14 protein-coding genes and 1 tRNA gene are annotated in these 12,114 nt (G+C 70.3%); 10 read left to right on the top strand and 5 right to left on the bottom strand.

What is annotated here, in order from left to right; genetic code table 11:
• From Q673_RS34020 to folE, 3 genes are all read right to left on the bottom strand, one after another.
• Positions 1-1,181: NAD-dependent succinate-semialdehyde dehydrogenase (locus Q673_RS34020; RefSeq protein ID WP_023007264.1), on the bottom strand; the 1,181-nt coding region annotated here is incomplete at its 3' end.
• Positions 1,182-1,332: 151 nt separating this feature from the next.
• The gene (gene folX / locus Q673_RS34015; RefSeq protein ID WP_023007263.1) at positions 1,333-1,734 is read right to left on the bottom strand and encodes a dihydroneopterin triphosphate 2'-epimerase; all 402 of its coding nucleotides are present in this window, start codon (positions 1,732-1,734) and stop codon (positions 1,333-1,335) included.
• A 22-nt stretch (positions 1,735-1,756) separates the two neighbouring features.
• Entirely contained in the window at positions 1,757-2,314 is a 558-nt protein-coding gene (gene folE, locus Q673_RS34010) for a GTP cyclohydrolase I FolE (RefSeq protein WP_023007262.1), read from the bottom strand.
• Between the two features lie 276 nt (positions 2,315-2,590).
• Between folE and Q673_RS34005 the strand changes: the two genes are divergently transcribed.
• Complete coding sequence (locus tag Q673_RS34005; protein WP_023007261.1) at positions 2,591-3,133, top strand: hypothetical protein; 543 nt, start codon at positions 2,591-2,593, stop codon at positions 3,131-3,133.
• A gap of 52 nt (positions 3,134-3,185) precedes the next feature.
• Here Q673_RS34005 and Q673_RS34000 read toward each other — a convergent pair whose 3' ends face one another.
• Entirely contained in the window at positions 3,186-4,196 is a 1,011-nt protein-coding gene (locus Q673_RS34000; protein WP_023007260.1) for a serine/threonine protein kinase, read from the bottom strand.
• A 31-nt stretch (positions 4,197-4,227) separates the two neighbouring features.
• Positions 4,228-5,013 carry a ComF family protein gene (locus Q673_RS37125; protein ID WP_268744291.1) on the bottom strand — a complete coding sequence of 262 codons (786 nt, stop codon included), beginning with the start codon at positions 5,011-5,013 and terminating at the stop codon, positions 4,228-4,230.
• A gap of 10 nt (positions 5,014-5,023) precedes the next feature.
• Between Q673_RS37125 and bioB the strand changes: the two genes are divergently transcribed.
• From bioB to Q673_RS33960, 9 genes are all read left to right on the top strand, one after another.
• A complete protein-coding gene (gene bioB, locus Q673_RS33995; protein WP_023007258.1) occupies positions 5,024-6,148 on the top strand; it encodes a biotin synthase BioB in 1,125 nt (374 codons plus the stop codon).
• Positions 6,149-6,150: 2 nt separating this feature from the next.
• Positions 6,151-7,320, top strand: coding sequence for an 8-amino-7-oxononanoate synthase (gene bioF / locus Q673_RS33990; RefSeq protein ID WP_023007257.1), 1,170 nt, complete (start codon positions 6,151-6,153; stop codon positions 7,318-7,320).
• Positions 7,317-8,051 carry an alpha/beta fold hydrolase gene (locus tag Q673_RS33985; protein ID WP_023007256.1) on the top strand — a complete coding sequence of 245 codons (735 nt, stop codon included), beginning with the start codon at positions 7,317-7,319 and terminating at the stop codon, positions 8,049-8,051. Before bioF ends, Q673_RS33985 begins: the two co-directional genes overlap by 4 nt.
• Positions 8,048-8,854 carry a methyltransferase domain-containing protein gene (locus Q673_RS33980; protein WP_023007255.1) on the top strand — a complete coding sequence of 269 codons (807 nt, stop codon included), beginning with the start codon at positions 8,048-8,050 and terminating at the stop codon, positions 8,852-8,854. The genes Q673_RS33985 and Q673_RS33980 overlap by 4 nt, the downstream gene beginning before the upstream one ends.
• A gap of 1 nt (position 8,855) precedes the next feature.
• Entirely contained in the window at positions 8,856-9,557 is a 702-nt protein-coding gene (gene bioD, locus Q673_RS33975) for a dethiobiotin synthase (RefSeq protein ID WP_023007254.1), read from the top strand.
• A gap of 43 nt (positions 9,558-9,600) precedes the next feature.
• A tRNA-Leu gene (locus Q673_RS33970) sits at positions 9,601-9,685 on the top strand.
• A gap of 117 nt (positions 9,686-9,802) precedes the next feature.
• Entirely contained in the window at positions 9,803-11,092 is a 1,290-nt protein-coding gene (gene bioA, locus Q673_RS33965) for an adenosylmethionine--8-amino-7-oxononanoate transaminase (RefSeq protein WP_023007253.1), read from the top strand.
• 35 nt (positions 11,093-11,127) lie between these two features.
• Entirely contained in the window at positions 11,128-11,439 is a 312-nt protein-coding gene (locus Q673_RS37050; RefSeq protein ID WP_023007252.1) for a hypothetical protein, read from the top strand.
• 69 nt (positions 11,440-11,508) lie between these two features.
• A complete protein-coding gene (locus Q673_RS33960) occupies positions 11,509-12,114 on the top strand; it encodes a hypothetical protein (RefSeq protein WP_023007251.1) in 606 nt (201 codons plus the stop codon).

The following is a 12,114-nucleotide window of genomic DNA, read 5'->3' as shown; positions in this document are numbered from 1 at the left end:
GCCAGCGGGCCGAAGGTCTCCTCCTTCGCCACCTTCATCTGATCGGTGGCGAAGCTGATCAGGGTCGGCGTGAAGAAGTTGCCGCCCAGCGGGTGCGGGTGGCCCCCCAGCAGCAGCTCGGCCCCCTTGTCCACGGCGTCCTGGACGTGCTCGCTCACCTTGGCCACCGCCTTGTCATCGATCAGCGGGCCGATGTTGATGCCCGCCTGGGTACCATCGCCCACCTTGAGCTCGCTGTTCATGGCCACGGCGAGCTTCTCGCAGAAGGCGTTGACGACGCTGGACTGCACCAGGAAGCGATTGGTGCACACGCAGGTCTGACCGGCGTTGCGGAACTTGGCGGCCATGGCGCCCTCCACCGCGGCGTCCAGGTCGGCATCCTCGAAAACGATGAAAGGCGCGTTGCCGCCGAGCTCCAGGGAGATCTTCTGGATGTGCTGGGAGGCGTTGGCCATCAGCTCGCGACCCACCTCCGTGGAGCCGGTGAAGGTGATCTTGCGCACCAGCGGCGACTCGGTCATGGCCGCGGCGATCTCGCTGGCGCGCCCCGGCACCACGTTGAACACGCCGCGGGGCACGCCGGCCCGCTCGGCGAGCTTGGCCAGGGCCGTGGCCGAGAACGGGGTCTGGCTAGCCGGCTTGATCACAATGGTGCAGCCCGCGGCCAGCGCCGCGCCCGCCTTGCGGGTGATCATCGCGGCCGGGAAATTCCAGGGGGTGATGGCCCCGACCACGCCCACCGGCTGCTTGGTGACCACGATGCGCTGGTTGGCCTTGGCGGCGGGGATGGTCTCGCCGTAGACGCGGCGCGCCTCCTCGGCGAACCAGCGCAGGAAGCTTGCCGCATAGGCGATCTCGCCGGCGGCCTCCTTGAGCGGCTTGCCCTGCTCGAAGGTCATGATCATCGCCAGGTCATCCTGGTGCTCGAGCATCAGCTCGTACCACCTCATCAGGATGTCGGCACGCTCCTGGGCGGTCAGCGCCCGCCAGGCGGGCAGGGCCGCGTGGGCGGCCTCGATAGCGCGCTCGGTCTCCGCGCGACCCAGGCGTGGCACATCGCCCATGGGCTCACCGGTGGCCGGGTTGACCACCTTGATCTGCTCACCGCTGTCGGCGGCCACCCAGCTGCCGTCGATATAGGCGAAGGGACAGTAGAGCTGCGTTTCCTTGAGGGCTTCCATTTCGGTCTCCTGCCGCGACGCGGCGATCGGGTCGGTTTGCCCTCATGCTAAGCGCAAAGCGCGTACCACTCCAACCGTCTTTGCCCCCGCCTGCATCAACGCGCCGGCATTCCCGTTCGGGACATCGGCGCGCCGTGGAGCGGGGACGGCGTCAGCGCGGCTGGCGGCTCTCGGAGAGGGTGATAGAGACCGAATCGGCGAAGCGTAGGGCGTGGGGCTTGTCGATCTCGACCTGGGCGGTGAGCACCTGCTCGTGGGCCATGATCAGGTCGAGCACCTCGCGGGTCATGCGCTCGAGCAGCAGGAAGCGGTTCTCCTCGACGTGGGCGATCACCTGCTTGGTGATGGTGCGATAGTTCAGCGCCTGCTCGATATGGTTGAAGGCCACCGCCTTGTCGGCGCGGTAGCGAATCACCGCGTTGATCACCACGTCCTGACGGTTCTTGATCTCCTCCTCCTTGATGCCGATATAGGTGCGCAGGCGGAGGTTCTTGATGCGGATGGTCGCCAGGTCATGGTCGAAGTGCTGGTCGTCGATGGCGTGCAGCGGCATGGGCCGGCTCTCCCTGGAGGATTCAGCGTCCGTGGATGAGGGTCAGGAACTCCTGACGGGTCGAGATGTTGTCGCGGAAGGCGCCGAGCATTACCGAGGAGGTCATGCTGGAGTTCTGCTTCTCGACCCCGCGCATCATCATGCACAGGTGCTGGGCCTCGATCACCACGGCCACGCCGCGCGCCTGGGTGACCTCCTGCACCGCCTCGGCGATCTGGCGGGTCAGGTTCTCCTGAATCTGCATGCGCCGCGCATACATGTCGACGATGCGCGCGAACTTGGAGAGCCCAAGCACCTTGCCGCTGGGCAGGTAGGCGATGTGGCACTTGCCGATGAAGGGCAGCAGGTGATGCTCGCACATGGAGTAGAGCTCGATATCCTTGACCAGCACCATCTCGTCGGTCTCGGACTCGAACACGGCGCCGTTGACGATCTCCTCCAGCGACTGCAGGTAGCCACGGTTGAGGAACTGCATCGCCTTGGCGGCGCGCTTGGGGGTGTCCAGAAGCCCTTCCCGCCCGGGATCCTCTCCCACGGCGCGAATGATCTGTCGGTAGTGGTTGGCGAGCTCTTCGGTCATCGGGGGTACCCGTCAGGTGGATCCGTTCTCGGGAAGGCGCCTCAGGGAGGGAGGCGCCATCAATATACAAAAGATATACAGGAATCTATTTTTGTACAATCTTTTCGACTCACACTCGGACAGTCTACCAGCCCGGGCGATGGGGCTCCCCCTCGCGGCGGCCTTGCCTCGGTCGCGACATCCTGCCGCACCCGCCAAAGGCCGATGAGGCAGGCCACGCGGCTGTGGTACCATGCAGGCCTTCATGCTGCGCAGATCATCCCCCGAGAGCCCGACATGACCAAGATCTCCCTGCTGCTGGGCGCCCTGCTGGCCCCCACCCTGGCCTTCGCCACTACCCTGGAACTGCCCGCCGACGCCCGCCTCGAGGTGCAGGTGATCGAGCCGCTGGTGCTCGATGCCGAGACCCCCGAGCGCGATGACGTCCTGCTGCGCCCGGTCGCCGATGGCAGTGGCAGCCACCAGGTGCCTGACTACTGCGTGATGGTGGGCGATGCCCGCCTGGATGGAGGCCGCATCCGCCTGACCACCGACAGCGTCACCTGCATCGACGCCGAGGCCGGCGACAGCCACATCTACAGCGGCGAGATCTCCGCCGCCGCCTATGGCAGCGATGGCGACTTCGGCATCGACGCCTGCCAGAACGGCCGCTGCGAGCTCTCCCCGGAGCACGGCTTCGAGCTGCAGCTGGCCAGCGACCTGGTCATCGAGGAGCAGGCGAACCCCTCCGAGCAGATCAACATCGAGCGTCGCCAGGCCAACGGCGAGGGCGTGGCCAACCCGATCCCCGCCGATGCGCCGGATCCCGACGCCGACTGACCCGCCCCACCGCTACCGCCACCACGCCCCCGATCCCGGGGGCGTGTTCGTTTCAGGCCAGCCAGCGCGGCGAACGCTCCAGCGCCTGACGCTGCTGCTCCAGGGTGCGGATGTGTCCCTCCCAGTAACCGGCATCGGCCAGCCAGGGAAAGGCCGTCGGGAAGGCCGGGTCCTCCCAGCGCGCCACCAGCCAGGCGCTGTGCCGCAACAGGCGAAGGGTGCGCAGCGGCTCGGCCAGGGCCAGTTCGCCGCGATCGAACTCGCGGTGCTGCTCGTACCCCTCGATCACCTCGGAGAGCTGCATATGGCGCTCCTCCGGCGCCTGGGCGGTGATCAGCATCCACAGGTCCTGCAGCGCGGGCGCCATCAGGCAGTCGTCGAAGTCCACCAGGGTGAAGGCCTCGTCGCGCCCCAGGATGTTGCCGATATGGCAGTCGCCGTGGACCCGGATCGCCGGCGGCCAGTGATACTCGGCGAGCGCCTCGTGCAGGGCCGCGGTGATGCGCTCGTAGGCCTGGCGCTGGCGGCGATCCAGCCAGGGCCCGGCGAGCACCCGCTCGCGTGCCTCCACCACCATGGCGTCGAGGTCCATCGCCCCGCGATGGCGAAAGACGCCGCGCTCCCCCACCGCATGCACGGCACCGATCAGCTCCCCCAGGGCGAAGAGGTGGGCAGGGTTCTCCAGCTCCGGCGCCAGGCCCGGGCACTGGGGGAAGAGCGCCAGGCGGAAGCCCTCGGCGTGGTGCAGGCTTGCCCCCGTCGCATCGCGCCAGGGTGCGGCCACCGCCACGCCCTCCGCCGCCAGCTCGGCGAGAAAGTCGTGCTCCTCCTGGATCTGGGCGTCCGTCCAGCGCTCGGGGCGATAGAACTTGGCCACCCAGCGCCGCCGCTCATCGTCGTGCACCAGGTAGACCCGGTTCTCGTAGCTGTTCAGGGCGAAGGGCTCGCCGGGCAGCCAGAAGCCCAGCGACTCGATGGCCGCCACCACCCGGACGGGCGAGAGCGTCGCGAAGGGGTGGGACGGCTCGGAGTGGGTGTCTCGGGAGTGCAGGGATTCGTCCATGTCGCGGCCTCCGGGGAAAGCCCCCACTCTATCAGGCTTCCGGCGCCGACGGCGTCCGCGGCGTGCGCGCCACGGCCCAGGCTTCGACCTCCTCGGCGCCCGCCGCCTGACAGGCCTGGGCCAGTGCCTCCAGGGTCGCCCCGGTGGTCATGACGTCGTCGATCACCGCCACCCGGGGCGGCAGCCGCCCGGACACACGGAAGGCGTGACGCAGGTTGGCTCGGCGCTCGCGGCGGTCGAGGCCGCGCTGGCTCGGGGTATCGCGGCGCCGCTCGGCATCGAGACAGGGTACCCCCAGGCGGCGCCCCAGGCGCCTGGCCAGCCAACCGGCCTGGTCGAAGCCCCTCTCCAGGGCGCGTCGCGGATGCAGCGGCACCGCCACCAGCGCCTGAGGCCAGGCATGGACCTCCGCCACCAGGGCGTCCTCCAGCAGCGCCAGCAGCACCGCCCCGGCCCGCGGCGAGGCCTCGAACTTGAAACGCCGCACCAGCCAGGCCACCTCGTCGACATAGCGAAGCGGCACCCGCGCCCTGGCGAAGGCCGGTGGCGTGCGTAGGCAGCGTCCGCAGCGCTGCCCGCTGAGGGCGAGGGGGAGGGGTTCGGCACACCCGGGACAGGCGGGCAGGTTCCAGGGCAATGCTTCGAAACAGGCGTGGCACCAGGGAGCCCCTCGCTCGCTCGGGGCGAGGCAGAAGGCACAACGCCCGGGCAGGGCCCGCCGCAGCACCCTGTCAACTTCAACCTCCACCCGGGTTGACAATGCCACGCCCAGCCGTAAGCTGTCCGTCAACTTATTCCATGACACCAAGTTGACCATAGGCGCCCCCATGCCCACCGCCGTGCTGCCCCCTGATACCCAGACCCTAGCTGCCACCACTGCCCTGCGCCACGACTGGACCCTCGACGAGATCGAGGCGCTCTTCGCCCTGCCCTTCAACGACCTGCTGTTCCGGGCCCAGAGGGTGCATCGCGCCCACTTCGACCCCAACGCCGTGCAGGTCTCCACCCTGCTCTCCATCAAGACCGGCGCCTGCCCGGAGGACTGCAAGTACTGTCCGCAGTCCGGCCACTACAACACCGGCCTCGGCAAGGAGAAGCTGCTGGAGGTCGAGAAGGTGGTGGCCCAGGCCCGGGCGGCCAGGGACGCCGGCGCCAGCCGCTTCTGCATGGGGGCGGCCTGGAAGAGCCCGCGGGAGCGCGACCTCGAGGTGGTGCTGGAGATGGTCCGCCGGGTCAAGGCGCTGGGGCTCGAGACCTGCATGACGCTGGGCATGGTCGACGGCGACCAGGCCGGCCGCCTGGCCGCGGCGGGCCTCGACTACTACAACCACAACCTCGATACCTCGCCGGCGTACTACGGCGAGATCATCACCACCCGCAGCTACGCCGACCGCCTGGCGACCCTGGGCCATGTCCGCGAGGCGGGCATGAAGGTGTGCGCCGGCGGGATATTGGGCATGGGCGAGGCGCCCCGCGACCGCGCCGCCCTGCTTCAGCAGCTGGCACGCCTCGACCCGCACCCCGAGTCGGTGCCGATCAACATGCTGGTCAAGGTGCCCGGCACGCCGCTGGAGGACGTCGAGGACCTGGACCCCATCGAGTACGTGCGCGCCATCGCCGTGGCGCGGATCCTGATGCCGAAGAGCCACGTTCGCCTCTCCGCCGGCCGCGAGCAGATGGATGACGCCACCCAGGCGCTGGCCTTCCTGGCCGGGGCTAACTCAATCTTCTATGGCGACCAGCTGCTGACCACCGCCAACCCCCAGGCGGAACGCGACCGCGCGCTGTTCGAGCGGCTCGGGCTTCATCCGGAGCATCGCGAGACCTGTACGGATGACACCGGTATGCAGGCCAGGGTGGAAAAGGCGCTCGAGGCCGAGCTGGCCGCCCAGGGAGCGCGGGAGCAGGCCGCCCTGGCCGAGGCCCTCGCCGTCGATGCCAGCGGGCGCTGAGGATGGCGGTCCACTGGCCTTCCCGGCTCGCCGAGCGGGCCCACGAGCGACACGCCCTGGGGCGCTGGCGGCATCGCCGCACCGCCTCGCCGGGTGCCGCCCCCCTGGACTTCGCCGGCAACGACTACCTGGGCATGGCCCGTGACCCGCGGGTGGCCGAGGCCATGGCCCAGGGGGCACGGCGCCACGGCGCCGGCGCCCGGGCCTCGCACCTGGTCAGCGGCCACCTGGAGGTCCACGAGGCGCTGGAAGAACGCCTGGCCGCGCTGACGGGGCGCCCCCGGGCGCTGCTCTTCTCCACCGGCTACATGGCCAACGTGGGCACCCTGCAGGCGCTTTGCGACGGCGAGACCCGGATCTTCCAGGACCGCCTCAACCATGCCTCGCTGCTGGATGGCGCCCGGCTGGCCGGCGCCCTGTCGAGGCGCTTCCACCATGGTGATCTCGCCGATCTCGAGCGGCTGTTGGCCCGCGCACCAGCCGAGGCACCCCGACTGGTGGTCAGCGACGGCGTCTTCAGCATGGACGGCGATGTCGCCGACATCCCCGGGCTTGCCGAGATCGCGCGCCGCCACGGCGCCTGGCTGATGATCGACGACGCCCACGGCCTAGGAGTGCTCGGCGGCAATGGCGACGGCTGCGTGGGGCGCGCCCATGGCGCCGACGCGGTGCCGGTGCTGGTGGGCACCCTGGGCAAGGCGCTGGGCACCGCCGGCGCCTTCGTGGCGGGTAGCGAGGCGTTGATCGAGCACCTGATCCAGTTCGCCCGCCCCTACGTCTACACCACCGCCCAGCCCCCGGGGGTGGCGGCGGCGACCCTGGCCGCACTGGAGATCCTCGCCGCCGAGCCGGAGCGGCGCCGCCGGCTGCAGGCGCATATCCGACGCTTCCGCCGCGAGGCGGCGACCCTGGGCCTGCCGCTGGCGGACAGCACCACCCCGATCCAGCCGCTGCTGCTCGGTGACGACGCCCAGGCAATGGCCTGGGCCGAACGGCTCGCCGCCAGCGGCCTCGCCGTGGGCGCCATCCGCCCGCCCACGGTGCCCCGTGGCCAGGCGCGGCTGCGCATCACGCTCTCCGCCGCCCACACCGACGCCGACCTCGATGCCCTGCTCGAGGGGCTGGCGGCCTGCCAGGCCCGGGATGCCGGACTGCGGGAGGTCACCCCATGACGTCCCTGGTGCTGCTCTCCGGCTGGGGCGTCGACGCCGGCATCTGGCAGCCGCTTGCCGACTACTGGCCGAAGGAGGTCACGGTCACCGCCCCGGACTGGCCCGGCTACGGCGGTCGGTCCCCGCTAGTGTCAGACGGCAGCCTGGAGGCGCTGGCCGAGGCCATGACTGATGCCTTGCCGGCAGACGCCATCTGGGTGGGCTGGTCGCTGGGCGGACTGCTGGCCGCCGCCCTGCTGGCGCACCTGCCACCACCCCGCGGGCTGGTTCAGCTCGGCATCGGCGCGCGCTTCTGCCACCCGGAGGGCGTCTCGACGCGAGCGCTGGCCGCCTTCCGCCGCGCCTTCGCCCGCGACCCGGGCGCCACCCTGGCCCACTTCCGCCGCTGGCAGCTGGGCGGCGAGCCGGACCCTCGCGGTGCCCATCGCCGACTGCTCGAGCTGATCGACGGTCACGCCGATGCCGCCACCCTGGCCACGGGCCTCGGCTGGCTCGCCGATCTCGACGTCACACGGGCCCTGGCCGAAGCCCCCTGCCCGGCCCGTCGCCTCGTCGGGCACCGCGACCCGCTGCTGGCCCCGGCGACGATCGCCGGCGCTGATTGCGTGCTGGACCAGGCAGGACACTGCCCCATGCTCACGCGCCCAGACGCTCTGGCAGAGGCCCTCATCGCCCTGTCCCGCGACATGACGGTCGCACGGACGCCGTCTGCAGGGGAGGTACCGGCATGACCACCGTCACTGACCTGGACCTGGCCCCAGCCCGGCCACCATCGGCAGACTGGCAGCGTCGCGTGGCCCGCGCCTTCTCCCGCGCCGCGCCCCGCTACAAATGCTTCGCCGCGGCCCAGCATGCCATGGGCGAGACCCTGTGGACGCAGCTGCCGGCCCGTGCCGACGCCATCCTCGACCTGGGCTGCGGCCCGGGGCACTGGAGCGCCCGGCTGGCCGACCGCTTCGGCGAGGGTGGCGCGGTCACCGGCCTCGACCTGGCCCCGGGGATGCTGGAGGAGGCCCGCCGGTGCCACGGCAAACGCATCCACTGGCTGTGCGCCGATGCCGCCGCCCTGCCGCTCCCCGACGCCGGCCTGGACCTGGTGTTCTCCAACCTCGCCCTGCAGTGGTGCCCGGACCTCGAGGCGGTGCTGGCCGAGCTGCATCGCGTGCTGCGCCCCGGCGGTCGGGCGCTGATCAACACCCTGATGCCCGGCACCCTGGCGGAGGTGAGCGAGGCCTGGTCACGCCCCAGCCAGCCCGCCGCCCTGCTGGACTTCCGGGACGCGGCCTGCCATCACCGCGCGGCACGCCTGGCGGGCTTCTCGCGGATCGGCGTGGGGGCCACCACCCAGCGCTTCCACTATCCCGACCTCGCCGCGGTGATGGCCTCCATCAAGGGCGTGGGCGCCCAGGCCGCCAGGGGCGCAGGCCTCACCCGTGCCGACCTGACCCGCGCGACGCGCCGCTATGAGGCGCTGCGCGAACCGGCAGGGTTGCCCGTGACCTACCACCTGCTGACCCTGGAGCTAGAACGCTGAGATGCCCGCCTACTTCGTGACCGGCACCGATACCGACGCCGGCAAAACCCTGGTGGCCAGCGGCCTGCTGGCCCTGGCCCGCCGCCGCGGCCTGACCACCCTGGGCCTCAAGCCCGTCGCCTCGGGCAGCGAGACTACCCCCGGCGGTTTACGCAACTCCGACGCCCTTGCGCTGCAGGCCCACTGCTACCCCGAGGTAAACTACGCGACAGTCAACCCTCATGCCTTTGCCCCGGCCATCGCCCCGCACCTGGCTGCGCGCCGAGCCGGTGAGACGCTGGCCCTCGATGACCTGGTCGACCATGCCCGCCCGCTGCTGGACGAGCCGCGCGATCTGGGCCTGGTCGAGGGGGCCGGCGGCTGGCGGGTGCCCCTGAACGACCGCGAGGACCTCGCCGGCCTGGCCGTGGCACTGGGCCTGCCGGTGATCCTGGTGGTGGGGCTGCGCCTGGGGTGCATCAGCCATGCGCGGCTCACCTGTGATGCCATCGCCGCGGATGGCCTGCGCCTGGCCGGCTGGATCGGCAGCCTGGTGGACCCGGCATTCGCCACCGACCAGGCACTCTATCGCGACAACCTGGCGACCCTCGCGGCCACGCTGCCCGCGCCCTGCCTGGGCGTGGTTCCCCGACTCGCGGCAGCCAGCCCCGCCGCCATGGCCGAGGCCGCCGCCGACCACCTGGAGCTCCCCGATGCCGATTGACTTGCCCAGGGGCGTCCGTACAATACGACGCCTGCCTACCCGTGCGGATGTGGTGGAATTGGTAGACACGCCAGATTTAGGTTCTGGTGCCTTCGGGCGTGGGAGTTCAAGTCTCCCCATCCGCACCACTCGCTTCACTTCAAGTTCCCGCTTCTCGACACCACCCTGTGCTCCCCGCAATCTCGACCGAGACCGGCGATGTCTTCGCGTGCCCGTCGTACCCTCCCCGCTTCCCGGAGGCCTCGATGCGTGAACTCCCCCTCTCCACCGCGGCCAGCCCGGTCTGGCACCCCTATGCGCATCTGAAGACCCAGCGCCCGGCGCCCAGGGTGATCGGTGGCGAGGGGCCGCGCTTCACCCTGGAAGGCGGCGAGACGCTGCTCGACGCCACCTGCTCCTGGTGGTGCATGATCCACGGCTACCGCCATCCACGGCTGGTACGCGCCATCCAGCGCCAGGCCGACACCTTCTGCCACGTCATGCTGGGCGGCCTCACCCACGAGCCCGCCGACCGCCTGGCCCGGGAGCTGGTTCACATCACGCCGCCGGGCCTGAGCCACGTCTTCTTCTCCGACAGCGGCTCGGTGGGCATGGAGGTGGCCATGAAGATGGCGGTGCAATACCAGCGACTGCGCGGTAAGCCCGGCAAGCACCGCATGCTCTCGCTGATGAAGGCCTACCATGGCGACACCGCCGGCTGCATGGCCGTCTGCGACCCCGAGGAGGGCATGCACTCCCTGTTCGCCGGCTACCTGCCGCGCCACCACTTCGCCCCGGCTCCCACCGCGCCCTTCGACACAGAGCCCGAGGCGGTGGAGGCAGACCTAGCCGCGCTGCGCGGGGTGCTCGAGCGCCATCACCACGAGATCGCCGCCCTGCTGATGGAGCCGCTGCTGCAGGCCGCCGGCGGACTCAACATGACCTCACCCCACTACCTCGCGGGCGCCCGTGCGCTGTGCGACGAGTTCGAGGTGCTGCTGGTGTTCGACGAGGTGGCCACCGGCTTCGGCCGCACCGGGAGGATGTTCGCGGCCGACCATGCCGAGGTCACTCCGGACATCATGGTGCTCTCCAAGGGGCTCACCGGGGGGTATCTCGGCCATGCGGCGACGCTCGCCACCGACCGGGTGCATGACGCCTTCGTGGGCGACTCCCCGGAGCACGCCTTCATGCATGGCCCCACCTTCATGGGCAACCCACTGGCCTGCGCCGTGGCCCTGGAGAGCCTGGCGGTGTTCGAGGAGGAGGACTACCTCGGCAGGATCGCCGACCTGAACGGGATACTGCGTCATGAGCTGCTCGACGATGAACGCCTCATCGCCCATCCGGCGGTAGCGGACGTACGGGTGCTGGGCGCCACCGCGGTGATCGAGGCCCACCGGGCGGAAGACCTCACCGGGGTAGCCGACTGGGCCCGCGGACAGGGGGTCTGGCTACGCCCCATCGGCCGTTGGCTCTACACCATGCCCGCCTATGTCACTTCGGCACAGGAGATGCGCCAGATTACCGAGGTCATGAAGGGCTGGTTCCGATAGACTCCGAGCAAAGGAACCGACGCGAGAGCCACGATATGAAGAAGGCGCTGATCGCCCTGACGGCCTGCCTCAGCCTGGCCGCCCATGCCGACACCCTGATGACCGAGGACGGCAGCGACCTGCCCGAGTGGGCGGTGAAGCGCATCGGCCCCTTCCACGCCACCATGACCGACTGGGTGGACACCACCTCGCGCAGCATCGATGGCTTCTTCGGCACCACCGACGCCCTCACCGTGGACTCGGACTCCTACCTGCGCCTTAGCCAGGAGTTCGCCTGGAAGGAGGGCGAGGCGTTCGACCAGGACTTCGGCGCCCGCTTCCGCCTCGACCTGCCCACCACCGAGTAGCGCCTGCGCCTGATCATCGAGAGCGAGCCGGAGGAAACCCGCGGCACCCTCGGCGAGCAGGAGTCGGCGTTGACCGACGACCGCGTCGACAGCATCAGGGACGTGCTGGTGGGGCTGCGCACCATGGGGGAAGGCGACCGCACCCGGGAGTGGAACACCGAGCTCGGCGGCGGCGTGAAGTTGCGCCTGCCGCTGGAAACCTACGCCCGCGTCACCTCCGAGCGGCTCTGGACGCTGGACGACGGTCCCTGGCAGCTGCACAGCGACAACCGCTTCTCCTGGTTCAACGACGACGGCTACTCGGCGCGCACCCGTTGGGACCTGGGCCGCTCGGTGGACGAGAAGCGCCACCTGCGCTTCATCAGCAACATGCAGTGGCGCGAGACGGAAGACACCCTGGAGTTCAGCCAGACCGCCGAACTCAACCAGCGCATCAACAGTCGCAGCGTGCTGCGCTACTCCGCGGTGGTGCTGGGCGAGAGCCTCTCCCACACCACCATCGAGGACAGCTACCTGCAGCTGCGCTTCCGCCGTGATATCCACAAGGGTTTCACCTTCCTCGACGTCGCCCCGGCCCTGCACTTCCCCCGCGCGGTCGACCGCGAGCCCCGCTGGGCGCTCACCCTGCGCGTGGAGATGTACTTCCGCCGCTTCATCGACCGGGTCACGCTGTAG

The sequence above is a fragment of the Halomonas sp. PBN3 genome, from assembly GCF_000475415.1.
Taxonomy (GTDB): domain Bacteria; phylum Pseudomonadota; class Gammaproteobacteria; order Pseudomonadales; family Halomonadaceae; genus Halomonas; species Halomonas shengliensis.
This window is presented reverse-complemented; position numbering and strand designations above follow the sequence as displayed.

Excerpts from the sequence above, each read along its gene's own strand:
- Q673_RS37125 (WP_268744291.1), bottom strand. The coding sequence starts at position 5,013 with ATGGTCAACTTGGTGTCATGGAATAAGTTGACGGACAGCTTACGGCTG.
- folE (WP_023007262.1), bottom strand. The coding sequence starts at position 2,314 with ATGACCGAAGAGCTCGCCAACCACTACCGACAGATCATTCGCGCCGTG.
- bioA (WP_023007253.1), top strand. The coding sequence starts at position 9,803 with ATGCGTGAACTCCCCCTCTCCACCGCGGCCAGCCCGGTCTGGCACCCC.
- folX (WP_023007263.1), bottom strand. The coding sequence starts at position 1,734 with ATGCCGCTGCACGCCATCGACGACCAGCACTTCGACCATGACCTGGCG.
- bioD (WP_023007254.1), top strand. The coding sequence starts at position 8,856 with ATGCCCGCCTACTTCGTGACCGGCACCGATACCGACGCCGGCAAAACC.
- Q673_RS34000 (WP_023007260.1), bottom strand. The coding sequence starts at position 4,196 with ATGGACGAATCCCTGCACTCCCGAGACACCCACTCCGAGCCGTCCCAC.
- Q673_RS33985 (WP_023007256.1), top strand. The coding sequence starts at position 7,317 with ATGACGTCCCTGGTGCTGCTCTCCGGCTGGGGCGTCGACGCCGGCATC.
- bioF (WP_023007257.1), top strand. The coding sequence starts at position 6,151 with ATGGCGGTCCACTGGCCTTCCCGGCTCGCCGAGCGGGCCCACGAGCGA.
- Q673_RS33980 (WP_023007255.1), top strand. The coding sequence starts at position 8,048 with ATGACCACCGTCACTGACCTGGACCTGGCCCCAGCCCGGCCACCATCG.
- Q673_RS34005 (WP_023007261.1), top strand. The coding sequence starts at position 2,591 with ATGACCAAGATCTCCCTGCTGCTGGGCGCCCTGCTGGCCCCCACCCTG.
- Q673_RS37050 (WP_023007252.1), top strand. The coding sequence starts at position 11,128 with ATGAAGAAGGCGCTGATCGCCCTGACGGCCTGCCTCAGCCTGGCCGCC.
- bioB (WP_023007258.1), top strand. The coding sequence starts at position 5,024 with ATGCCCACCGCCGTGCTGCCCCCTGATACCCAGACCCTAGCTGCCACC.